The organism is Streptomyces sp. NPDC001204 (genome assembly GCF_053598035.1).
This window is the reverse complement of record NZ_JBSFJL010000007.1, coordinates 58,925-78,651: the sequence shown is the minus strand read 5'-3', so window position 1 is coordinate 78,651 and position 19,727 is coordinate 58,925. Positions and strand designations below refer to the sequence as shown.

The 19,727-nt window shown below is 69.9% G+C and carries 21 protein-coding genes and 1 pseudogene; 15 read left to right on the top strand and 7 right to left on the bottom strand.

The window, feature by feature from the left end:
• Positions 1–89: 89 nt before the first annotated feature.
• From phoU to ACWC91_RS12270, 3 genes are all read left to right on the top strand, one after another.
• On the top strand, positions 90–779 hold the full coding sequence (gene phoU / locus ACWC91_RS12280) for a phosphate signaling complex protein PhoU (protein WP_225074545.1): 690 nt from the start codon (positions 90–92) through the stop codon (positions 777–779).
• Between the two features lie 149 nt (positions 780–928).
• Positions 929–1,084, top strand: coding sequence for a hypothetical protein (locus tag ACWC91_RS12275; RefSeq protein ID WP_225074544.1), 156 nt, complete (start codon positions 929–931; stop codon positions 1,082–1,084).
• A gap of 455 nt (positions 1,085–1,539) precedes the next feature.
• Positions 1,540–2,100: a lamin tail domain-containing protein gene (locus tag ACWC91_RS12270; RefSeq protein ID WP_225074543.1), complete on the top strand. Its 561-nt coding sequence runs from the start codon at positions 1,540–1,542 to the stop codon at positions 2,098–2,100.
• 144 nt (positions 2,101–2,244) lie between these two features.
• Here ACWC91_RS12270 and ACWC91_RS12265 read toward each other — a convergent pair whose 3' ends face one another.
• On the bottom strand, positions 2,245–2,811 hold the full coding sequence (locus tag ACWC91_RS12265) for a nucleoside deaminase (RefSeq protein ID WP_225074542.1): 567 nt from the start codon (positions 2,809–2,811) through the stop codon (positions 2,245–2,247).
• A gap of 63 nt (positions 2,812–2,874) precedes the next feature.
• Between ACWC91_RS12265 and ACWC91_RS12260 the strand changes: the two genes are divergently transcribed.
• From ACWC91_RS12260 to ACWC91_RS12250, 3 genes are all read left to right on the top strand, one after another.
• Positions 2,875–3,843: an antibiotic biosynthesis monooxygenase gene (locus tag ACWC91_RS12260; protein WP_376502577.1), complete on the top strand. Its 969-nt coding sequence runs from the start codon at positions 2,875–2,877 to the stop codon at positions 3,841–3,843.
• A 55-nt stretch (positions 3,844–3,898) separates the two neighbouring features.
• Entirely contained in the window at positions 3,899–5,278 is a 1,380-nt protein-coding gene (locus ACWC91_RS12255; protein WP_450641534.1) for an FAD-binding oxidoreductase, read from the top strand.
• 352 nt (positions 5,279–5,630) lie between these two features.
• Positions 5,631–6,950, top strand: a complete 1,320-nt coding sequence (locus ACWC91_RS12250) for a phosphatase PAP2 family protein (protein ID WP_450641532.1) — start codon at positions 5,631–5,633, stop codon at positions 6,948–6,950.
• A 91-nt stretch (positions 6,951–7,041) separates the two neighbouring features.
• Here ACWC91_RS12250 and ACWC91_RS12245 read toward each other — a convergent pair whose 3' ends face one another.
• A complete protein-coding gene (locus ACWC91_RS12245) occupies positions 7,042–7,719 on the bottom strand; it encodes a DUF4232 domain-containing protein (RefSeq protein ID WP_225074538.1) in 678 nt (225 codons plus the stop codon).
• Between the two features lie 253 nt (positions 7,720–7,972).
• Between ACWC91_RS12245 and ACWC91_RS12240 the strand changes: the two genes are divergently transcribed.
• Entirely contained in the window at positions 7,973–8,461 is a 489-nt protein-coding gene (locus tag ACWC91_RS12240; RefSeq protein WP_281156364.1) for a hypothetical protein, read from the top strand.
• 807 nt (positions 8,462–9,268) lie between these two features.
• Here ACWC91_RS12240 and ACWC91_RS12235 read toward each other — a convergent pair.
• Positions 9,269–9,895, bottom strand: coding sequence for an SHOCT domain-containing protein (locus ACWC91_RS12235; RefSeq protein ID WP_450641529.1), 627 nt, complete (start codon positions 9,893–9,895; stop codon positions 9,269–9,271).
• A gap of 414 nt (positions 9,896–10,309) precedes the next feature.
• Between ACWC91_RS12235 and ACWC91_RS12230 the strand changes: the two genes are divergently transcribed.
• From ACWC91_RS12230 to ACWC91_RS12210, 5 genes and pseudogenes are all read left to right on the top strand, one after another.
• Positions 10,310–10,558, top strand: coding sequence for a hypothetical protein (locus ACWC91_RS12230; RefSeq protein ID WP_225074536.1), 249 nt, complete (start codon positions 10,310–10,312; stop codon positions 10,556–10,558).
• 222 nt (positions 10,559–10,780) lie between these two features.
• Positions 10,781–10,984, top strand: a complete 204-nt coding sequence (locus ACWC91_RS12225) for a cold-shock protein (protein ID WP_141360305.1) — start codon at positions 10,781–10,783, stop codon at positions 10,982–10,984.
• Positions 10,985–11,385: 401 nt separating this feature from the next.
• Positions 11,386–11,733, top strand: coding sequence for a hypothetical protein (locus ACWC91_RS12220; RefSeq protein WP_450641527.1), 348 nt, complete (start codon positions 11,386–11,388; stop codon positions 11,731–11,733).
• A gap of 226 nt (positions 11,734–11,959) precedes the next feature.
• Positions 11,960–12,292, top strand: a pseudogene (locus ACWC91_RS12215) (tyrosine-type recombinase/integrase); the annotation flags it as partial.
• Positions 12,293–12,409: 117 nt separating this feature from the next.
• A complete protein-coding gene (locus ACWC91_RS12210; protein ID WP_450641526.1) occupies positions 12,410–12,610 on the top strand; it encodes a ribosomal protein L7/L12 in 201 nt (66 codons plus the stop codon).
• Between the two features lie 106 nt (positions 12,611–12,716).
• On the opposite strand, the gene ACWC91_RS12205 is transcribed toward ACWC91_RS12210, so the two are convergent.
• A complete protein-coding gene (locus ACWC91_RS12205; protein ID WP_225074535.1) occupies positions 12,717–13,478 on the bottom strand; it encodes a phosphoglyceromutase in 762 nt (253 codons plus the stop codon).
• 187 nt (positions 13,479–13,665) lie between these two features.
• Here ACWC91_RS12205 and ACWC91_RS12200 point away from each other — a divergent pair, with 187 nt between their 5' ends.
• Positions 13,666–14,928 (top strand): MDR family MFS transporter, encoded by a 1,263-nt coding sequence (locus ACWC91_RS12200; RefSeq protein ID WP_281157344.1) that lies wholly within the window; start codon positions 13,666–13,668, stop codon positions 14,926–14,928.
• A 22-nt stretch (positions 14,929–14,950) separates the two neighbouring features.
• On the opposite strand, the gene ACWC91_RS12195 is transcribed toward ACWC91_RS12200, so the two are convergent.
• Positions 14,951–15,430 (bottom strand): DUF2000 family protein, encoded by a 480-nt coding sequence (locus ACWC91_RS12195; protein WP_374113887.1) that lies wholly within the window; start codon positions 15,428–15,430, stop codon positions 14,951–14,953.
• Here ACWC91_RS12195 and ACWC91_RS12190 point away from each other — a divergent pair.
• Positions 15,429–16,244, top strand: a complete 816-nt coding sequence (locus tag ACWC91_RS12190; RefSeq protein ID WP_225074532.1) for a helix-turn-helix domain-containing protein — start codon at positions 15,429–15,431, stop codon at positions 16,242–16,244. The two genes, ACWC91_RS12195 and ACWC91_RS12190, sit on opposite strands and share 2 nt — an antisense overlap.
• 30 nt (positions 16,245–16,274) lie before the next feature.
• Here ACWC91_RS12190 and ACWC91_RS12185 read toward each other — a convergent pair whose 3' ends face one another.
• A complete protein-coding gene (locus tag ACWC91_RS12185; protein ID WP_281157346.1) occupies positions 16,275–16,802 on the bottom strand; it encodes a type III secretion system chaperone family protein in 528 nt (175 codons plus the stop codon).
• A complete protein-coding gene (gene mshA / locus ACWC91_RS12180; RefSeq protein WP_225074530.1) occupies positions 16,795–18,132 on the bottom strand; it encodes a D-inositol-3-phosphate glycosyltransferase in 1,338 nt (445 codons plus the stop codon). Before mshA ends, ACWC91_RS12185 begins: the two co-directional genes overlap by 8 nt.
• Before the next feature lie 562 nt (positions 18,133–18,694).
• Between mshA and ACWC91_RS12175 the strand changes: the two genes are divergently transcribed.
• Positions 18,695–19,480 carry a class I SAM-dependent methyltransferase gene (locus ACWC91_RS12175; RefSeq protein ID WP_450641523.1) on the top strand — a complete coding sequence of 262 codons (786 nt, stop codon included), beginning with the start codon at positions 18,695–18,697 and terminating at the stop codon, positions 19,478–19,480.
• Positions 19,481–19,727: the final 247 nt, after the last annotated feature.

The following is a 19,727-nucleotide window of genomic DNA, read 5'->3' as shown; positions in this document are numbered from 1 at the left end:
GGGTTCGTACCCCAAGGCTCCGCCGTGGCCTCCGGCCCCGGAAAACCCCTACCGAACCCCCGAATGACGACGCACGAGAGGGAACCCTGATGCGGGACGCGTACCACGAGGAACTTGACTCGATCGGCGACGGTCTGGTGGAGATGGCCCGGCTGGTCGGGTCGGCGATCGGGCGCGCCACGACCGCCATCCTGGACGCCGACCTGAAGCTGGCCGAGAGCGTGATCGAGGCCGACCAGAGGGTCGACGAGCTCCAGCACGACCTGGAGGCCCGGGCGATAGCCCTGCTGGCCAGGCAGCAACCGGTGGCGACGGACCTCAGGATCGTCGTCACCTCCCTGCGGATGTCCGCCGACCTGGAGCGTTCGGGCGACCTGGCCCAGCACGTGGCCAAGCTCGCCCGGCTGCGCTTCCCCCAGCGCGCCGTCCCGCAGGACCTGCACGCCACCATCCTGGAGATGGGGCAGCTGGCCCAGCGCCTGATGGCGAAGGCGGCCGAGGTCATCGTGACCAAGGACGTCGACCTGGCGCTCCAGCTGGAGCAGGACGACGACGAGATGGACCTGCTGCACCGCACCCTCTTCACGCACCTGATCGACGACCGCTGGAAGCACGGCATCGAGACGGCCGTGGACGTCACCCTGCTCGGCCGCTACTACGAGCGGTACGCCGACCACGCGGTGGCGGTCGCGAAGCGGGTGGTGTACCTGGTGACCGGTGAGCACGCGGACGAGCTCCAGCACGACATCCAGCCGGTGACGGGGGTGGAGGGCACCTGACGGCCGGAGGCCGGCCGGGGTGGCCTCCGGCCGGCCCGGGGCGGCGCGAATCGGGGACGCCAGGGCGTGGTCGAGCCACCGTGCGCCGTTGATGCGCCCAGTGCGGCGGGCATGAAATGGGCAAAGGCACCAGTCTCTAGGAGGGACCCATGGCCGAAACCCCCAGCACCACGCCCGACCCCACGCAGGAACGCGAGACCGAGCAGCCCGCCGAGATCAGGAGCCTCCCGCTCTTCGGCGCCTGCGGCTGCGGCTCGGGCTGCGGCTGCGGGTGCCAGTCGGGCGGCCCCTGCCAGTGCGGCTGACGGGACGCCGCCGCCCACCACCTTCACTCGAATCGGTTCACCCATATCCGCACCGCGGCACGTCGCCGCAGGTGATCGCAGGGCCCCGGTACTCCACCGGGGCCCTGCGCCGTATGCGCCGGCACCCGCACCGGCTGTTACCCACGAAAGAGTGACGGCCGCGCCGTGTCCGGGGTGGCGCGCCATGGCGAACGAGCGCCGCTGCTCAGTGCCCGCAAGGACCTTCCCGCCGACGGCCCGTCAACTGTCCGCGTTCGGCGGCTGAATGATCCCTACAGGCAACCGTCACAGAAATACGGGTGCCCTGTAACACCGGTCGGGAATTACCGCCATGTCCCGGAATCAGCGGACAAGGTATGAGGGCGCGGCCGGCCGGCCGCCACCGCACAGCGCACACGCTCCCGCGCGGCCCGTCCCCGCGGGCGGAGTGTGCTCGCACCAAGCAGGGAGAGCCCGTGTCCATTTCCGTTTCTGTGACCGCTCGTCGTCTGGCCGCCGCCGTTGCCGCCGCCGGAGCACTGGTCGGCACGGTGGCGCTGCCGGCGTCCGCAGCCGACCACGGCCCGCGCCCGCAGCGCCAGAGCGTGGTGATCAGCAACGTGCACCTCGGCTCCGAGGGCCGCGACCACCGCTCCAACAGCGCCCTGAACCAGGAGTGGGTGGCGATCACGAACAACAGCCGCGAGAACGTCAACCTGCGCGGGTGGACGCTGTCCGACAGGCAGGGCCACACCTACACCTTCCGTCACTTCCGTCTCAACGGCCACGCCACGGTCCGGGTCCACACCGGCGTGGGCCGCGACACCCGCAACGACTTGTTCCAGGACCGCCGCAACCAGATCTGGGACCGCCGCGACACCGCCACCCTGCGCAACGAGCGCGGCCGCGTGGTGGACACCTCCACCTGGAACAACGACCGTCACGACCCCCGCGACACCCGCGGCTCGCACAACAACAACGACCGCAACAACCACAACGACCGCAACGACCGCAACAACCACGGCGGCCGCCACTGACGCCGGGCACCCCCTGCTGACGGCCCGGGCAGGCCCCGGCAGGCCCCGGCCAGCGAGAGGCCCCCGGCCGGCGGAGATTCCGCCGGCCGTGGGCCTCTTCATGCGGGGCCCTCCCCCAGTGAGGCAAGGCAAAGTGAGTGGCCGTCAGTACGGATGGTGGTTCGGCTTGTCCTGCCACGCCTGGTAGGCCTGGGCGCCCAGCTCGGGGTACATCTGCTTGATGCTGATGCTCCGCTGGTCCGGAGGCCGCTGGAAGTCCTCGTACTGGAAGTCGTCGCTGAACCCGATCTCCCTCGTGGCCTTCCAGTCACAGCTGTAGTAGACGGCGCCGATTCGCGCCCAGTAGATGGCGCTCATGCACATGGGGCAGGGCGCGCCGCTGGTGTAGATCGAGCATCCCTGGAGCATGCGGGCACGCTCCGGCAGGATGTCCGGGGACCCGTCGGGACGGGGCACCAACTCCAGTGTGTACTCGTTCTGGTGGTCCTCCGAGACCGTGGGAGCATCCGGGTTGAGGTACTGGATGGCCTTGCGTATGGCCTCCACCTCGCCATGCGCGGTGGGGTCCGCCGTGAGCAGCACACGGTTCTGGCCTCGAGCGATCACCTCGCCGTCATGGGTGATCACCGCGCCGAAAGGGCCTCCCCAGCCGTTCTCGACGGATTCGGTGGCCAACTGCGCCGCTTCGGCCAGGTATTCCCTGTGTCCCATCTCGGCCCCTCCGATCCCACGTTACTTTTGCGGCATATGGGGCGTCTCTCTACTCTAGGAGGCGTGAGTCCTCGTGCAACTCCTGGCTCCCGCGGCGACAGCGCGACCGTCGTGGTCTCACAGAAGGTCCGCCCGGGATGTGAAGACGACTACCTGCGCTGGCAGGACCGGACCAACGAGGTCGTAGGAGAGTTCGACGGGTTCGAGGGAACGGAGCAGTACCCTCCGCCCTCCGTCGAAGGAAACGAGTGGGTCGTTGTCTTTCGCTTCTCCCATCTGGATCAGCTGACCGCGTGGATGGGCTCCGACACACGCCGTGAACTCCTCGAACAGGGACGCGACCTGTTCGAGGAAGCTCCCACGCAGGAAGTTCTCGCGGGGGGCACGCCGGTCCACGACGCCGTCACCGCGGTGATCTCGCACGACGTGCGACCCGACCAGGAACGGGCGTTCGTGAGCTGGCAGGAGAAGATCCTTTCGGCTCAACGGAGGTTCCCGGGCTTCATGGGCTCGGAGTTGTTCCGGCCCGTGAAGGGGATCCAGGACAAGTGGGTCACCGCCTTCCGCTTCGACACCCGTCAGCATCTGGACGAGTGGCTCGAATCCACCACCCGCCGAAAGCTCCTCGACGAAGGGCGCGGCACCTTCGTTTCCTACGACGTGCGCAAGGTCGGATCCGCGTTCGGCAGCTGGTTCCGCTTCGAGCAGGGTGCGGAAGAGGGCGGTCCGCCCAACTGGAAGCAGGCCATGTCCGTGGTGCTGGCCCTCTATCCCACCGTCGAGGTCCTCAACCTCGTGGTGGGACCCCGACTTGCCGCTCTCGGCCTGCCCGGATATCTCGCCCTGTTCATCTCGAACGTGTTGAGCGTGTCCATCCTGACCTGGCTGCTGATGCCGTTGGTGAACAGAGCCCTCGCCTTCTGGCTGATGCCGAGTCAGGCGCGGTCCCTCCGCATTGACGTGGCGGGTGCCGCGGTGGTGGCGATCTGCTGGCTGGCGTTCGTCGTGATCTTCGGCCTGGTCACCGGCTGACGGCCGGCCCCGGGAGCTGCTCACGACGAGGGGTGCTCACGACGAGGAGGTCGTCATGAGCGAACAGAACCGGCGCTCACGGATCGAGGACGCGGTCCTCCGCAGGGGCGACGCGGACTACGAGACCGCCCGTGCGCGGGCTCTGTGGAACGAACTCAAGCCGGACCGGTACCCCGATCTGATCGTCCGCGCCGCCTGCGAGCGGGACGTTCAGGAAGTCCTGAAGCTGGCCGTCTCCCGTGGGCTGCGACTCGCCGTACGCGCGGGCGGACACAGCTGGTGCGGTTCACCGCTGCGGGACGGAGGCGTACTCCTCGACCTCTCGGGGCTCGATCAGTGGGAGATCGATGCCGACTCGGCGACGGCGACCGTGCAGCCAGGTGTCATCGGCAGCAGATTCGCGAGGGAGCTCGCCCGGCGCGATCTCGCCTTCCCCGCAGGGCACTGCCCCTCCGTCGCCCTGGGCGGTTACCTCCTCAGCGGCGGCCTCGGCTGGAACTCCGGTCTGTGGGGGGTGGGCTGCGCGAGCGTACTGGAGATCACCGCTGTGACCGCCGGCGGTGAAGTGCTCAGGTGCACCGAAGAAGAGCATCCCGGTCTGTTCTGGGCAGCACGGGGAGCCGGACCCGGCTTCTTCGCCGTCGTCACCGGCTTCCGTCTCCGTCTGCGGCCGCGACCGGCCGCACTCGCCACAACCTGCTATGTCTTTCCCCTCACGGCAGTCGGCCCCGTGGCCGACTGGGCCACCGGGACGGCGCGTGAACTGCCCGCGAACGTGGAACTGTCCTTCCTGCTGGCCGCCGAGAACGCAGCAGGCGTGCCGGATGCGCCGTGGCCCGAGGTGGTCGTCGTCACCGCCACCGCGTTCGCGGACTCGCACACTGAAGCCGCCGACGCCCTGCGTCCGCTGCGCAGTTGCCCCCTGTCCGAACGACCGCTGTCCCGGCGGCTCGACGAGCCGACGTCTCTTGCCGTGCTCTATGACGCCTCCATGGACCTGTGGCCCGAGAAGCACCGCTACGCGGCCGACACCCTGTGGTCGCACGAGGGCTACGCATCGCTCCTGGCGAAGCTGGGCGAGGCGGTCGTCAGAGCCCCGTCCGGGAAGTCCTTCGTGCTGGCGCCCGTCTCACCGGTCTCGCGGGAGGACGAGCTGCTGCGGAACATGGCGTTCTCCGTGCTCGGGGAGAGCTACGTCGTGCCCTACGCGGTCTGGGCCGATCCCGCGCACGACGACGTCAACGTGCACTGGCTGCGCGACGCCATGCGCGCGGTGGAGCCGTTCGGGACCGGTCACTACATCGCCGAAGCGGACCTGACCGCCGACCCGTCCCGGGCCCGGCGATCGTTCACGACCGCCGATTGGCAGCGCCTGCGGTCCTTGCGGGCGGAGTACGACCCGCAGGGTCTCTTCTTCTCCTACCTGTCCCCCTGAGGGGACCTGGCGCCCGACCTGGCGCCCGGAGCAAGCAGCGACGGCCGCCCCGTGACGACGGTGCCCGGGCCCTCAGCTTGGGAAGCGACGGTGCTTGTGTGCCCACATGGCTATTGACCTGCGCAGATCCGCTGTGCTTCCCTCCCGTGAGGGGCTGGGGCACCGCTGTCGACTGTGGCTGTCCGCGCTGAGGGGGAGACCAAGGGCACGGGTGGCGTGCAGGGGCGGGCTGAGGGGGGATGAAGTGTCTCGGGGCTTTGGGAGACGCATCGGGACTGCGGACGAAGTGACCACTCCGCCCACGCGCACACCTCGACCGGACCTGCCCCGACGACGGGGGAGACTCTGGGCCGTGGCGGGTGTCGCGGCCCTCGGATTCCTCATCGTGCTGGAGTTCGCCGCGCGCCGCTACGGCCTGCCAGGGCCGATCACCACCCAGGTGCGAGAGGTGGTGGTCGCCCCCAAGTCGGGCGGCCTGCTGTACGCCGCCATGGCGTTGATGATGGTGGTACTCACCTGGCGGCAACGGTTCATCGCGGCGGGTGCGGCGATCGGTGTCGATATCGCCTTCTCGCTGGTCCGGTGGGCGTTGGACGTCGACACGACCGGCGGACACCCCTTCGGCAACGGTGCGTTGTGGGTGATTCTGGGCTACGCGGTCGTCGCCGTCACTCGCCGCACCGGCCGGGAACGTGTTCTGCTGCTGAAGGGCGTAGGGCTGGGCCTCCTGCTGGTGGCCGGCCGCAAGACCGGCGACACATGGCTGCTCATCACCTCGAAGACCCGCCCGGCGGTGCTCGACCAGTACGTGGCAACGGCCGATCACGCGCTGGGCGATCCGTCGTGGCTGGTGGGCCAGGTCGTCACGGCCACCGGCCCCGTCGGCTTCAACTTCCTCGACATCGTCTACGGTCAGCTCGCGGTGGCCGCAGTCGCCGTCGCGCTGTATCAACTGCGCGGTGTGGCGGTCGAGCGCCGCTTCCCGAGCCATCACCTGGTGCGCACCTTCCTGGTGATCGGCCTTCTCGGGCCGGCCTTCTACATGATCTTCCCAGTGGTCGGGCCGATCTTCGCCTACGGCACCGGCACCGAGCACTGGTCGACGGTCAGCCTGTGGTCGCCGGTGATCCCGTCCAGCGAGCACTGGGCGGTGGCCGACCTGTGGCCACAGACGCCGCCGCCGATCAATGCCCCGCACCCCATGCCGTTCGACGGGATCACCCCGCGGAACTGCATGCCCAGCCTGCACACGGCGTGGGCGGCCGCGATCTTCATCCATTCCCGCAACGGCCCACGCGTTCTGCGGTACGCGGGCACGTTCTGGCTGATCGCCACACTCGCCGCAACGCTGGGGTTCGGCTACCACTACGGCGTCGATCTCATTGCCGGCGTGGTGTTCGTGCTCACGATCGAGGCAGCTCTGCGGGCGCTCGACCGCGGCTGGGACCGGTCAGGGATCCGGCTGGTCGCTTACGGGACAACGGTCTTCGCCGCCCTGTTGGTGTCCTACCGCTTCCTGCCGTTGCAGATGGCCGAGCATCCGTGGGTGTCCGGACCACTGCTCATGCTGGCGATGGCCTCCGTGGTCTACGGCTACGTACGGACCACCGCGGCGTGGCAACCGAGGACCACACCAGCGCGACAACCGCTACCGCAGCCGGAACCGATCTGAATCGTGCGGCACGCCACCATCAGGCCCGGTAGCGGCCCGGCCGCCGCCCGCGCCGAGCCGTTCAAGCACGGATCACGAGCTGCGGGTCCGTTCAGCTGAAGGGAACGGCGTCGGCCGGGGCGGTGTGCCAGTTGGTGACGATCGGGTCTTCGACGGTGATGGTGCCGACCGGCAGGGAGACCGGGTTGGGGTCGTCGTCACCGACGCCGACGATGATGAAGTCCAGTTCCTTGCCACCGTTTCCGTTGGTGGTCTTCGGGTTCACCCCGGCGTAGGCGGTGGTGCTCCCGCTCAGCTTGATCTGCTTGCCGGTGGTCTGCTCCGCGGGACCCGCCTGCGTGCCGTCGGACCCGAACGCCACGGTCGGAAGCGCGGCGGGCAGGTAACAGGTGATCCCGGGCTTCGCCTTGGCCATGACCAGGATGTATCCGCCGGCCTGGGTCTCGGACCTGGTGCTCCAGGAGATGTCGTTGGCGCCGCAGCTCTGCCCGACCGGCTCCCGCTTGCCGTTGCCGGTGTCGGCGCCGGAACCGGCCGCGTCCTCGGTTCCCTTGCCCGTCGCACCGGAGTTCTTGTCGGTGCTCTGGCCGCTGCCCGCGGCCGACGAGCCGGACGGGGTGGCCGCATCGCCGACGGGAGTGGCGGACGAAGAACCCTGCGCGGCGCCGGTGTCCGTGGCCGCGTCCCCGTCCTGGCACGCGGTCATCAGCATGGCGCCGCCCACGACGGCTGCGGAGACGAGGAAGGCCCTGCGGCGGTTGACGGACATGAAATCCCCCTGATCAATCAGTAGTTGAGGCCGTAGCCGTTTCGGCTCTCGGCGGTCGTCTGATCACTATGAGGGGGCTGCGAGCCGAAGGGATCCCGGCGCCTTCGTTCCAGGACAACGCTGTCACAGACTGGTGACATGATCACGAGGAGTTGTGGGAACCCACTGTTTTGTCCGGCGTACCGCCTCCTCCCTCCGCCCCGGCCTTCACCTGGAGCCCGCTTTGCCTCTGCCGACAGGTTCCACCCGCCCGATGTCCCTGCTCCTGTCGACCGCGCTGGCGGCCGTAACGCTCAGCGGCTGCACGTTGCTGGAACTCGCCCGGGACTGCGAGGGGACCGAGGGCCGGGTGAAGGAGATGGCGGCGCTCGGCATCCTCGACTCCCGGCCCGCCGGGGCCACCGTCCCCCCGGGCTTCGAGGAGGTCGACGCCGGCTGCTGGGCGGACAGCGGCGATGTCTCGGTGTATGCCAACCGGACATACGCCTTCCCCGGCGCACAGGCCGAGGTGGCCGCGTACTACCGGACGACGGCGGTACGGGACGGATGGAATCCGGACCCCGAGGCCCTGCCCGATGACCTGTGCTTCGCCAGAGAGAACATGGTCCTGCAGATCGTCTTCCTCACCGCCGAGCGCCTCGCGGAGGACGGTCACGGAAGCCACCCCGACCTCGCCACCGGGGCCGGCTACTCGATCAACATCGAATCGTTCGTGAACAGCGGCGTCGAGGCGGGCTGCTAGCACCTCCGTCTGCCACCGCCTGTGGACGCGCGACCGCAAAGCTCCCGGACGCGCGCTCCGGCCCCAGGATTCGGCGGCGGAGGGCCCAGAGCGGTCCCGGGCCGTGAAAATACCTCCCATCCGCGCCGTTCGCGCAGGTGGGAGGCATGGTCACGTTCTCTGCTTCTTCTTGCCCTGGGTCTTTCCGGGAATCTTGGCGAGCTGGGTTTTGCTGCTCAGGAGCGGTGGGCTCGTGCGCCTGGTGGTCGTCGTTGGTCGTCATTGGCCACTGTCGAGCGGCCTCGGACGGCCCCGGGACGGCCCAGGACGCCAGGCCATCCGCCGCACCGCACCTTCTGATCCGCTGACCCGACCGCGCCCTGGCGGGCGCACGCAACCAGCGGCTCACCCGCTGAGTTGACGACTTGACGCTGATCCAGAGGGGCGGTGCGAGGCGGGCGAGTGTGGGGGCGGCTCGCCCGGCGCGACGTGCTGCTCTACGCGAGGACGACGAGGCCGCCCGCTGGTGGTCCGTGGAGGCCCGCGACGGAGCCGTCGAGGGCAAGAGCCGCTGGTGGGATCTGGCATGCGAGCCCGACGCCACGCGCTTCGTTGTGATCTGATGGCGGACCCCATACCCGGGCGAGGTGTGGCGTGGGCTGCCGACCCGTGAGTCATCCCAGGGCATGGCCGAACCTGACGCTCAGCGGCAGGTCCGGTCGGTTGATCTTGCGGAGTAGAGTCGAACCACCGCGCGAGAACCGGCGTCAGTACCACGCCAAGAGATTTGGATCATGCACGTCGACCCGGGCCCGGGTGCCTCAAGTGTCAGAGACGCTTGAGCAGTTCAGCCTTCTTCTCCGCGAACTCCTCGTCCGTGAGGATGCCGGCGTCGTGGAGCGACGCGAGCTTCGCGATCTGCTCGACAACATCCGGCTGAGCTGCGGCCTCGGTCGGTGCCCCATGCTTGCCTCGCTGGATCACCGAAGAAGCGAGGTCCAAGATCTTCTCGGTCACGCCAGGCTGCGCCGGGAGGGGCTCGGAAGACTCGGCAAGCGCGGAGGTATCAGTTACGACCTGCTGGCCCTCGAGCAATACGGAGAAGATCATGAACAGCTTCTCCGGCAACTCAATGATGGACTGATTGCCGTCGGCCCAGTTCACGCGGACGGTGTGCCCGGATTTCATGGAAGCCCCGAGGCCGGCACCGACAGCCTTACCGATCATCCCAGGCAGAGCAGCCTTCGCGGCAGCCTGGCCCATGGCGCCAGCGACACCTTCCCTGGTCGAGAGTTCCTCCCACTCGAGCACGGTCTCGGCGTTGAGCTTGTGCCGCTTGAATGGGTTGCGTGGGTGCTGGATGGTGAGTCCGCCGTGGCCTGAGAGAACGCTGCCGCTCGCCAAGTGGCCGCCCACTACGCGTCCCTGGTTCGTCAGCGCCTGCAGAATCGCCATTCGCGAAACGTAGAGCAAGACTTCGGCCCGAATCAAGCCCAGAAGATCAGCCGGACGTCGTCGACGGGTCGAGAGGCTCAGGCGGGTCGTCGTATGACATCTGAGCCTCCTTGAAGACGAAGAACTGATACGAGAGGCACAAGCCGAAGATCCGCATCGTCGGCGCCGTGACTCTGGCCGCGGGATCACGCCCGGACCAGGTGGGAGCCCCTACACCACTTCCTTGGACGCAACCCGTACTTCCGAGCACTCGATGAAGCCGCCACCCAGCGGCACCACTTCCACCACGCTGACGAGGCGGGTGGCTTGTGGTACATCGAGGCCGTACCTGACCGCGGTGAGTTGGTCGTCCTCAAGCAAGCCGAGCTGACTGCTGTCCGCGCGCCCTGGTCGGCAGGGACGTAGCGTCAGCGCATGGACTTCCGTATCACCGCTGAGGAGGAAGCGCTCGTCTTCCGGCTCGCGGAGCTCCTGGACGGCGGCACGCAACCGCTGGAGACGCAGCTCGTCCAGGAGCTGGGCCCGGACATTCGGCAGCAGCTCGAAGGGCTCAAGGCGAAGGGCTGGATCCTCGTCCGCGAGGCTGCAGACGGAATGATGGTCGTCGATCTCACCAGGCCGGCGTGGAAGGCCGTCCGCAGTCGCCGCGACGTCGGCCGGTAACGGCCGTCGTGACGCTAGAGATTCGCCTACGCGATCCCATAAGGCCTGTGATCTTCGGCCTCGCCCGGTGTAGCGTCGCTACAAGTAGTCGTGGTTCCGAAGTCCGTTCGCCCGTGACACACGTCTCGGGCGTCCTTGCTGTTCAGCGCCTCTCCGGACCAAGGCGATCACCTCCGGATCCCGCACGGTGCGAGATTCCGAATTTCTTTGAGGGAGACAGGCATGGCCAGCGGCACCGTCAAGTGGTTCAACGCTGAAAAGGGCTTCGGTTTCATCGAGCAGGACGGCGGCGGCCCCGACGTCTTCGCCCACTACTCGAACATCGACGCCTCCGGCTTCCGCTCCCTGGAAGAGGGCCAGCGGGTCACGTTCGATGTCGGCCAGGGGCAGAAGGGCCCGCAGGCGGAGCACATCCGCCCCGAGTAACAACGCATAGGGAGGCCCCGGCCGGATGGTTACCGGCCGGGGTCTCTTGCTGCCCGGGTGAAGGAGGGACAAGCCAGTGCGCACCCCTGACAGTGATCCGCCGCCCCGAACCCGCGAAGTCACAAGGGCACATCGACGTGCTCCCCAGGGCGAGCACGTCCGCAGGCAGAGAGGGCTGGTGGGCTGGTCAGCCCGCCATCGACGGCTTCTGACAGCCAGCCGCGGTTGCGGTGGTTGCTGTACTCCGCTGCTGTACGGCAACGGCTCCGGATGCGTCGATCACCCCTCGCAGCCCTCTGACCTGCGGCGGAGTTCGTGTGTCGGACGCCCCGCGAAGGGTCACGTCCTGGCCATGAATAGGCCGGGGCCGTACAGTTGCCCGGTTGACGGGTGGGGGGCAGATGAAGTTCTGGGGTAGCAAGAAGAAGCTGCCAACACCGACCGAGGATGCTGCCGTGGCGGCTCGACTCGTTGAGGGTTGGTTCCGCAGCATGGGTCCCAGCGCGGCGGCGGATCTCACCCGTCGATGGGAACAATCAGGGCGACTCGATCCCGACGAGGCTCGGCGTTTCGCGGCCTGGCACCGGGAGCGCGTCCGCCTCTACATGCTCAACGCGACAACCAGCGACGGGCCATCGATACAGCGCGGGTCACCTGAGGATTTCGAAGGGTTCCTAACCGAGGTGTCGTCGGTGGCTGAGGACCTCGGTGCATTGGGCCGATGGTTGAAGGCTGAGGGATACGAGTGAAGGAGTAGTTCCTCAGCAGGAACCCCAGCGGTTCCCGCTGGCATCCCGTCTGCCGTCGTCCCAATCACAGTACGGCAGCTGAAGAGTGCGAGGTCGGCGGAGTCTCAATGGGCGTGGCAAGCGCCGGCAACTGCGGTCAGTAGACGGTGTACTGATCAGCGGTCACTGACCAGCGGGACTGAAGAAGCCCACGGCCTCTGACCAGCGCTTCCCCGACCGGCAGGCCGGGCCGCGCGGCGGGTACTTCTGGCGTACGTCCCTCAACGAGGAGGCATGGAAGCGGGCGCTGGCCTCGGCTGAGGTGATCCCTGAGCGGAAGCCAGGCGAGTCGTACGCCGAGTCGCGCGAGAACGGCATGCATGCACTGCGGCACTTCTACGCGTCGGTACTCCTGGACGCCGGGGAGAACATCAAGGCCGTCGCCGAGTACCTGGGCCACTCGGACCCGGGCCTGACGCTGCGGGTGTACGCGCACCTGATGCCGTCCAGCCAGGAGCGCACTCGTAAGGCGGTGGCGTCAGTGTTCGCGCCCACTGTGCCGAGAGACCATGACGGCTGAGGGCGATCAGGACAACGATCAGCAGGGGGCTGGAGCTATGGCGGACGGCAGGTACTACTTCACGCTGGTCTGTGACGAGGTACCCAATGACGTGGTGCCCCTTGACCGGGCACCCGTGTGCTGGACGTCGCCCAAGCCGTAAGTCGGCTGACCGGACTGAGCCTCTGGCGCAGCAAAGTTCTGGTGACTCAGTCCCCCGCCCTTGTCCTTGAAGGCGTGCCTCAGGACGACGCCGAGACGGCTGTCGTGGCTCTCCGCGATGCGGGAGCCCAGGCAGAGGTGAGGGAGCGGCCGAGACCGGTTCCCCCGAGAGCCTGATCCCTGACGGCCCGGTCGGGCAGCCGACGGCCCACAGACGGCCCAGCGCGGCAACAAGGCCCTCACCAGCGGTAAAACCGCTGGTGAGGGCCTTGTTTGTGCAGGCTTACTTCTTCTTGCCCTGGTTCTTGACCGCCTCGATGGCGGCTGCCGCGGCGTCCGGGTCGAGGTACTTGCCGCCCGGGGTGACGGGGCGGAAGTCGGCGTCGAGTTCGTAGTAGAGGGGGATGCCGGTGGGGATGTTGAGGCCCGCGATGTCGGCGTCCGAGATCTGGTCGAGGTGCTTGACCAGGGCGCGCAGGCTGTTGCCGTGGGCGGCCACCAGGACCGTGCGGCCGGACAGGAGGTCGGGGACGACCGAGTCGAACCAGTACGGGAGCATGCGGACGACGACGTCCTTCAGGCACTCCGTCTGCGGGCGCAGCTCCGGCGGGAGGGCCGCGTAGCGCGGGTCGGAGAACTGGGAGTACTCGGCGTCGCGGTCCAGCGCCGGCGGCGGGGTGTCGTAGGAGCGGCGCCACAGCATGAACTGCTCCTCGCCGAACTCCTGAAGGGTCTGGGCCTTGTCCTTGCCCTGGAGAGCACCGTAGTGGCGCTCGTTCAGACGCCAGGAGCGGTGGACCGGGATCCAGTGGCGGTCGGCGGCCTCCAGCGCGAGCTGGGCCGTGCGGATCGCGCGCTTCTGGACGGAGGTGTGGACCACGTCGGGCAGCAGGCCGGCGTCCTTCAGCAGCTCACCGCCGCGGACTGCCTCCTTCTCGCCCTTCTCGTTGAGGTTGACGTCCACCCAGCCGGTGAACAGGTTCTTCGCGTTCCACTCGCTCTCGCCGTGGCGGAGCAGGATCAGCTTGTACGGTGCGTCGGCCATGCCTCAGAGCGTAATCCACGCATTCGGCCCCCTGCCCCGGCGCCCAGCAGGCGGACGGCGGGCGGACGACCGCCCCGCCGCGGTGGCCGACAGTTGACGGCTTCTGCTAATTGAGTAGTCCCGCACGCCCCCCTCCTCGTAAGTTGTGCTCGCTGCATCAGCCGCTTACATCCCCGGGGGGTCGTCCATGTCCGTCGCCAGTCTCAGACGTGCCGCCCGGGAGACCGTCTCCGGACTCCCCCGTGAGTTCTGGTGGCTGTGGACCAGCACCCTCGTCAACCGGCTGGGCGCCTTCGTCGCCACGTTCATGGCGCTGTACCTGACCCTCGGCCGCGGCTACTCCGCCTCGTACGCCGGTCTGGTCGCCGCGCTGCACGGTCTCGGCGGGGTCGTCTCCTCGCTCGCCGGGGGCGTGATGGCCGACCGGCTCGGACGGCGGCCGACCCTGCTCGTCGCCCAGGCCTCCACCGCCGTGTCCGTCGCGGCGCTCGGGTTCGTCCGGGATCCCGTCGCCATCGCCGCCGTCGCCTTCCTGGTCGGCATGGCCAGCAACGCCTCCCGGCCGGCCGTGCAGGCGATGATGGCCGACATCGTGCGTCCCGAGGACCGGGTCCGCGCCTTCTCCCTCAACTACTGGGCGATCAACCTCGGCTTCGCCGTCTCCTCCATGGCGGCCGGCTTCATCGCCGAGTACAGCTATCTCGCCGGCTTCCTGATCGAGGCCGCGATGACGCTGGCCTGCGCGATCGTCGTCTTCCTGAAGGTGCCCGAGTCCCGGCCGGGCCCGGACGAGCGCGTGAGCCACGAGAGCGGTGACGCCGTCCGGCTGTGGACCGTCCTGCGGGACGGGCGGTTCATGGGCGTCGTCGGGGCGTCCTTCCTGATCGCCGTGGTCTTCCAGCAGGGGGCGGTCGGGCTGCCGGTCGCCATGGGCCGGGCCGGGTTCACGCCCGCCGACTACGGCATGGCCATCGCCGTCAACGGGATCCTGATCGTCGCCCTGCAGATCCCGGTCACCCGTTTCATCGAGCACCGGGACCCCGGGCGGCTGCTGATCGTCTCCGCCCTGCTCGCGGGCTACGGCTTCGGGCTCACGGCGTTCGCCGGATCGGTCGGCGTGTTCGCGATCACGGTGTGCGTGTGGACCCTCGGCGAGATGATCAACGCGCCCACCCAGACCGGGCTGGTCGTCCGGCTCTCCCCGGTGCAGGGGCGCGGGCGCTACCAGGGCGTCTACACCCTGTCCTGGTCGGTGGCCGCCCTGGTCGCGCCGCTGATGTCCGGTGCCGTCATCGACCGGCTCGGCGCCGAGTGGCTGTGGGGCATGTGCGCGGCCGTCGGCACGGCCGCCGCCCTCAGCTACTGGGCCCTGATGCGCCGCCTGCCGAAGGCCGAGCCGGCCACCGTGGAGTCCCGCACCGAGCCCCGTACCGAGGTCGGCACGGCGTGAGGCCGACGGGCGCGGCCGTCGCCTAAGGGTGCATCCGCGCGCCCTTCAGCACCTTGTCCACCGCGTTGCGCGGGCCGTGGACAGCGAGTCCCACCAGGTCCAGCTCGCCGGTCGGCACGGCCCGGACCGCGGCCCGGTTGTCGCGGTCGTTGCCGGTGGTGAACAGGTCGGAGGTGAAGACGGCGCGCGGCAGGGACCGGGACAGGGCCCGCCCGTGCGCCGCGGTCAGCGTCTCCTTGGTGCCCTGGAAGACCAGCACCGGCTGGCGGAACATCGGCAGGTACGGCACCTCGTCGGCGTCCTCGTACGGCTCCCCGATGATCTCCGGGACCGTCGTGCCGAGGCCGCTGACCAGGAACGCGGTGACGTTCAGGCGCTGCCAGGTCTCCAGGTCCTCGCGCAGCAGGACGGCGATCTTGGTGTCGAAGCGGATGGGCTGCTCGTCGTTCATGGGACGAGACTCCCGAACGCGGTACCGCGCCGTCTTGTACGTTCTTTGCATGGCCCCGCAGCGGAACGTCTCCGCCTGGCGCCCGCGTGTCCCGGGCGTCGTGGAGGTGTTCCACGCGCACTTCACCGAGTACGCCTATCCGATGCACGTGCACGAGGCGTGGACGCTGCTGATCGTGGACGACGGCGCCGTTCGGTACGACCTGGACCGGCACGAGCACGGCACCCCGCACGACACCGTGTCCCTGCTGCCGCCGCACGTCCCGCACAACGGCTCGCCCGTCGGCCCGGGCGGCTTCCGCAAGCGGGTGCTGTACCTGGACGCCACCCACCTCGGCGACGAGCTCATCGGAGCGGCCGTGGACGGGCCGGACCTGCGCGATCCGGTGCTGCGCCGGCGGGTCGGGCAGGTGCACACCGCGCTCGCCCTGCCCGGTGACGAGTTGGAGGCGGAGAGCCGGCTGGCGCTCGTCGGCGAGCGGCTGCGCGCCCATCTGCGGCCACGGCTCGCCGTCGGGACCCCGCGCCGCGACCCCGCCCTCGCCCGCCGGCTGCGCGAACTGCTCGACGAGCGGGTGCCGCAGGGCGTCACGCTCGACGAGGCCTCGGCTCTCGTGCAGGCCCATCCCACCCACCTGGTACGGGCGTTCAGCGGCGCGTACGGCATCGCTCCGCACCAGTACCTGATGTCCCGCCGGGTGGACCGCGCCCGCAGGCTGCTGCTGGCGGGGCTGAAACCGGCCGAGGTGGCCGCCGAGACCGGCTTCTACGACCAGGCCCATCTCACCCGGCACTTCAGGAAGCTCGTGGGTGTGACTCCGGGGCGGTACGGCCGCGGGACCTCGCACGGCAGGAACGGGAAGTGACGTGATCCCGCGGCTGCGGCGAGGGCGGGGTCAGTCGGCCGGACGCTGGGTCAGGTGCGCGAACGCCTCGAGGTTGCGGGTCGATTCGCCGCGCGAGACGCGCCAGGCGTACTCGCGGCGGATCGCCGAGGCGAAGCCGAGCTCCAGCAGGGTGTTGAAGCTGCCGTCGGCCGCCTCCAGGACCTGGCCGAGCAGCCGGTCGACCTCGTCGGCGGTCACGGCGGCCAGCGGCAGCCGGCCGGTGAGGTAGACGTCACCGAGCTGGTCGACGGCGTAACTCACCCCGTACAGCTTGAGGTTGCGCTCCAGCAGCCAGCGGTGGACGGCGGGTTCGTTCTCGTCGGGGTGGCGGATGACGAAGGCGTTAAGGGACAGCGAGTGCCGGCCGACGATCATCGACAGGGTGGTCGACAGCTTGCGGATGCCGGGGAGTTTCACGACGTAGTTGCCGGACCGCGGGCTCTCCCAGTCCAGTTCGGCGCCCTTGAGGACGTCCTCGACGACCCGCGTCGCGCGCTGCTGCTCCGCCTCACCCGTGGCACCCGTGGCGCTACCCATGGGGCGAGCGTACGCGACGCCGGTGGGCCTGCAACGCGGCCGTGTACACGTCCGCCGTGGCCGCCGCCGACGCGTCCCAGCCGAAGGAGCGCGCGTGCCGGGCGGCGGCGGCGCCCATCCGGTCGGCGAGGTGGGGGTCGTCCGCGAAGCGGCGCAGCAGGTGCGCGTAGTCGGCCGGGTCGTGGCCCTGGACCAGGAATCCGGTCTCGCCCTCCCGAACGGCCACCGGCAGGCCGCCGACCGAGGCGGCAAGGACCGGGGTGCCGGTCGCCTGCGCCTCTATCGCGACCAGGCCGAAGGACTCGCTGTAGGAGGGCATGACCAGGACGGACGCGGCCCGGAACCAGTCGGCGAGCCGGTCCTGCCCGACCGGCGGGCAGAACCGTACGACGTCGGCGATGCCGAGCCGGGCGGCCAGCTTCTGCAGGCCCTCCGGCTTGGCGAGGCCGCTGCCGCTCGGGCCGCCGACGACGGGGACGACGATGCGGGAGCGCAGTTCGGGCCGCTGGTCGAGGAGGACGCCCACGGCCCTCAGCAGCACGTCGGGGGCCTTGAGCGGCTGTATACGGCCGGCGAACAGCGGGATCAGGGCGTCCTGCGGCAGGCCGAGGCGGGCGCGGGCGGCGGCGCGGCCGTCGCCGGGACGGAAGCGGGTGAGGTTCACGCCGGGGTGTACGACGGCGACCTTGGCGGGGTCGGCGCTGTAGTGCCGTACGAGTTCGCCGGCCTCCTCGTCGGTGTTGGCGATCAGCCGGTCGGCGGCGGCGACGATCTGGGTCTCGCCGATGACGCGGGCGGCGGGCTCGGGGGTGTCGCCCTCGGCCAGGCTGGCGTTCTTGACCTTGGCCATGGTGTGCATGGCGTGCACCAGAGGGACGCCCCAGCGCTGGGCGGCGAGCCAGCCGACGTGTCCGGAGAGCCAGTAGTGGGAGTGGACGAGGTCGTAGTGGCCGGGGCGGTGGCCGGCCCAGGCCTGCATCACGCCGTGCGTGAAGGCGCACAGCTGGGCGGGCAGGTCCTCCTTGGCCAGGCCTTCGTAGGGGCCGGCGTCGACGTGCCGGACGAGGACGCCGGGGGCGAGTTCGACGGCGGGCGGCAGGTCCCCCGCGGTGGCGCGGGTGAAGACCTCGACCTCGACGCCCTGGGCGGCCAGACGCTGGGCGAGCTCCACGATGTAGACGTTCATGCCGCCGGCGTCGCCCGTGCCGGGCTGGTGGAGCGGTGAGGTGTGCACGGAGAGCATGGCGACGCGCCGGGGCCGGCGGTGCAGCCGCAGCCGCGCGGGTGCCGTCGGGGAACGACGCCCGAGCCTGCTGACGTACTGGCTCACGTGGCGTTCCTCCTCGTTTCGGGCATGCCGGACGGGGGCGCCGAGCGCCCTCCAAGACCCAACGCCGGAGCACCTGACTCCATTTCCGCTACCGGCTCCTTTGCCCAATCATTACCGGCTCTCGCTCAACCGTTCGACCCCGGGGTGCGTGACGCATGCGCGCCGACCGCCCGGAGGTGCTACGGGTGCCACCCGGTCACGGCATGACACACCCACGCGCGACCAGCACTGCGGGTACCGCAGATCCAGGACGTGACGCACCCGCGTGCGCCGCGCGGTCCGACCGCCGGAACGGCGCGGCCCGCGTGCCGCGTGGCTCGACGCGCCTGCCGCATGGCCACGACGGCCGGTGCCGCCTGGTGGGCCGACAGGTTCCGGCTGGGCGCACAGGGCCGGTGTGCCGCGTCCGGGTCGAGGTGGCGAGCGGGCACGGTGGGGCGGGGCTCCCGCGCGCTACGCCCGTGCGGTCGGGGCCGGCGGGCGCCATACCCTCGTATGCATGACATCCCGCGCAGCGACCCTCCCCCACTCTCGGCTTCGCTCGAGCGGGGGGACCCCCGTCGTGGGAACGGTGACGCGCGGGACCACCAACCCCAACCGGCTCCGCCGCATGGACCGCTGGATCGCGGCCGTGCACGGCGCCGAGTTGCGCCGGGCCGCCGATCCGGTGGCCGTCGACCTCGGCTACGGCGCCGCCCCCTGGACGGCGGTCGAGCTGCTGCACCGGCTGCGCACCGCCGCGCCACGCGCGCGCGTGGTGGGCGTCGAGATCGAACCGGCCCGGGTCGCGGCCGCGAAGCCGTACGAGCGCGACGGGCTCGTCTTCCGGCACGGCGGCTTCGAGGTCCCCGTCCCGCAGCGTCCGCACCTCATCCGCGCGGCGAACGTGCTGCGGCAGTACGACGAGGAAGAGGTCGCCGCCGTCTGGGAGCGGCTGCGCACGCGGCTCGCCCCGGCGGACGGGCACTCGCGCGGAGGCCTGCTGGTCGAGGGCACCTGCGACGAGATCGGCCGCCGGCACGTGTGGGTCGCGCTCGGCCCGGAGGGCCCCCGCACGGTGACCTTCGCCACCCGCCTCGGCTCCCTGGACCACCCGTCCAACCTGGCCGAACGCCTCCCGAAGGCGCTCATCCACCGCAACGTCCGCGGCGAGCCGGTGCACGCCTTCCTGCGCGACTTCGACCGCGCCTGGGCGAGCGCCGCGCCGTACGCCTCCTACGGCGCGCGCCAGCGCTGGATCCGCACGGTGCGCGACCTGACGGCCGACTGGCCGGTGACGGACGGTCCGGCGCGCTGGCGGCAGGGCGAAGTGACGGTCGACTGGCGGGCGTTGGCGCCGCGCAACTGACCAGCGACGGCCCAGCAACGGCCCACGCAGCTGACCGGCGACCGCCCGGCAACGGCCCGCGCGACCGACCCGCGACCACCCCACGGCGACCCGCGCGACCGACCCGCGACCACCCCACGACGGCCCGCGCGACCGGCCGACGGCGGCCCATTCATCCGCCGTGACCTGCGGGGAACGATCCTTGCGGGTCGTTCGTCACACAGGCGGGAGATCGCTGGGAGATCGCCGCACCTCTGTCGCTTTGCGC

Bases quoted from the DNA above. Each gene is read 5' to 3' on its own strand.
- phoU (WP_225074545.1), top strand. From the start codon at position 90: ATGCGGGACGCGTACCACGAGGAACTTGACTCGATCGGCGACGGTCTG.
- ACWC91_RS12275 (WP_225074544.1), top strand. From the start codon at position 929: ATGGCCGAAACCCCCAGCACCACGCCCGACCCCACGCAGGAACGCGAG.
- ACWC91_RS12265 (WP_225074542.1), bottom strand. From the start codon at position 2,811: ATGGGACACAGGGAATACCTGGCCGAAGCGGCGCAGTTGGCCACCGAA.
- ACWC91_RS12255 (WP_450641534.1), top strand. From the start codon at position 3,899: ATGAGCGAACAGAACCGGCGCTCACGGATCGAGGACGCGGTCCTCCGC.
- ACWC91_RS12245 (WP_225074538.1), bottom strand. From the start codon at position 7,719: ATGTCCGTCAACCGCCGCAGGGCCTTCCTCGTCTCCGCAGCCGTCGTG.
- ACWC91_RS12240 (WP_281156364.1), top strand. From the start codon at position 7,973: ATGTCCCTGCTCCTGTCGACCGCGCTGGCGGCCGTAACGCTCAGCGGC.
- ACWC91_RS12235 (WP_450641529.1), bottom strand. From the start codon at position 9,895: ATGGCGATTCTGCAGGCGCTGACGAACCAGGGACGCGTAGTGGGCGGC.
- ACWC91_RS12230 (WP_225074536.1), top strand. From the start codon at position 10,310: ATGGACTTCCGTATCACCGCTGAGGAGGAAGCGCTCGTCTTCCGGCTC.
- ACWC91_RS12225 (WP_141360305.1), top strand. From the start codon at position 10,781: ATGGCCAGCGGCACCGTCAAGTGGTTCAACGCTGAAAAGGGCTTCGGT.
- ACWC91_RS12220 (WP_450641527.1), top strand. From the start codon at position 11,386: ATGAAGTTCTGGGGTAGCAAGAAGAAGCTGCCAACACCGACCGAGGAT.
- ACWC91_RS12205 (WP_225074535.1), bottom strand. From the start codon at position 13,478: ATGGCCGACGCACCGTACAAGCTGATCCTGCTCCGCCACGGCGAGAGC.
- ACWC91_RS12200 (WP_281157344.1), top strand. From the start codon at position 13,666: ATGTCCGTCGCCAGTCTCAGACGTGCCGCCCGGGAGACCGTCTCCGGA.
- ACWC91_RS12190 (WP_225074532.1), top strand. From the start codon at position 15,429: ATGGCCCCGCAGCGGAACGTCTCCGCCTGGCGCCCGCGTGTCCCGGGC.
- ACWC91_RS12195 (WP_374113887.1), bottom strand. From the start codon at position 15,430: ATGCAAAGAACGTACAAGACGGCGCGGTACCGCGTTCGGGAGTCTCGT.
- ACWC91_RS12185 (WP_281157346.1), bottom strand. From the start codon at position 16,802: ATGGGTAGCGCCACGGGTGCCACGGGTGAGGCGGAGCAGCAGCGCGCG.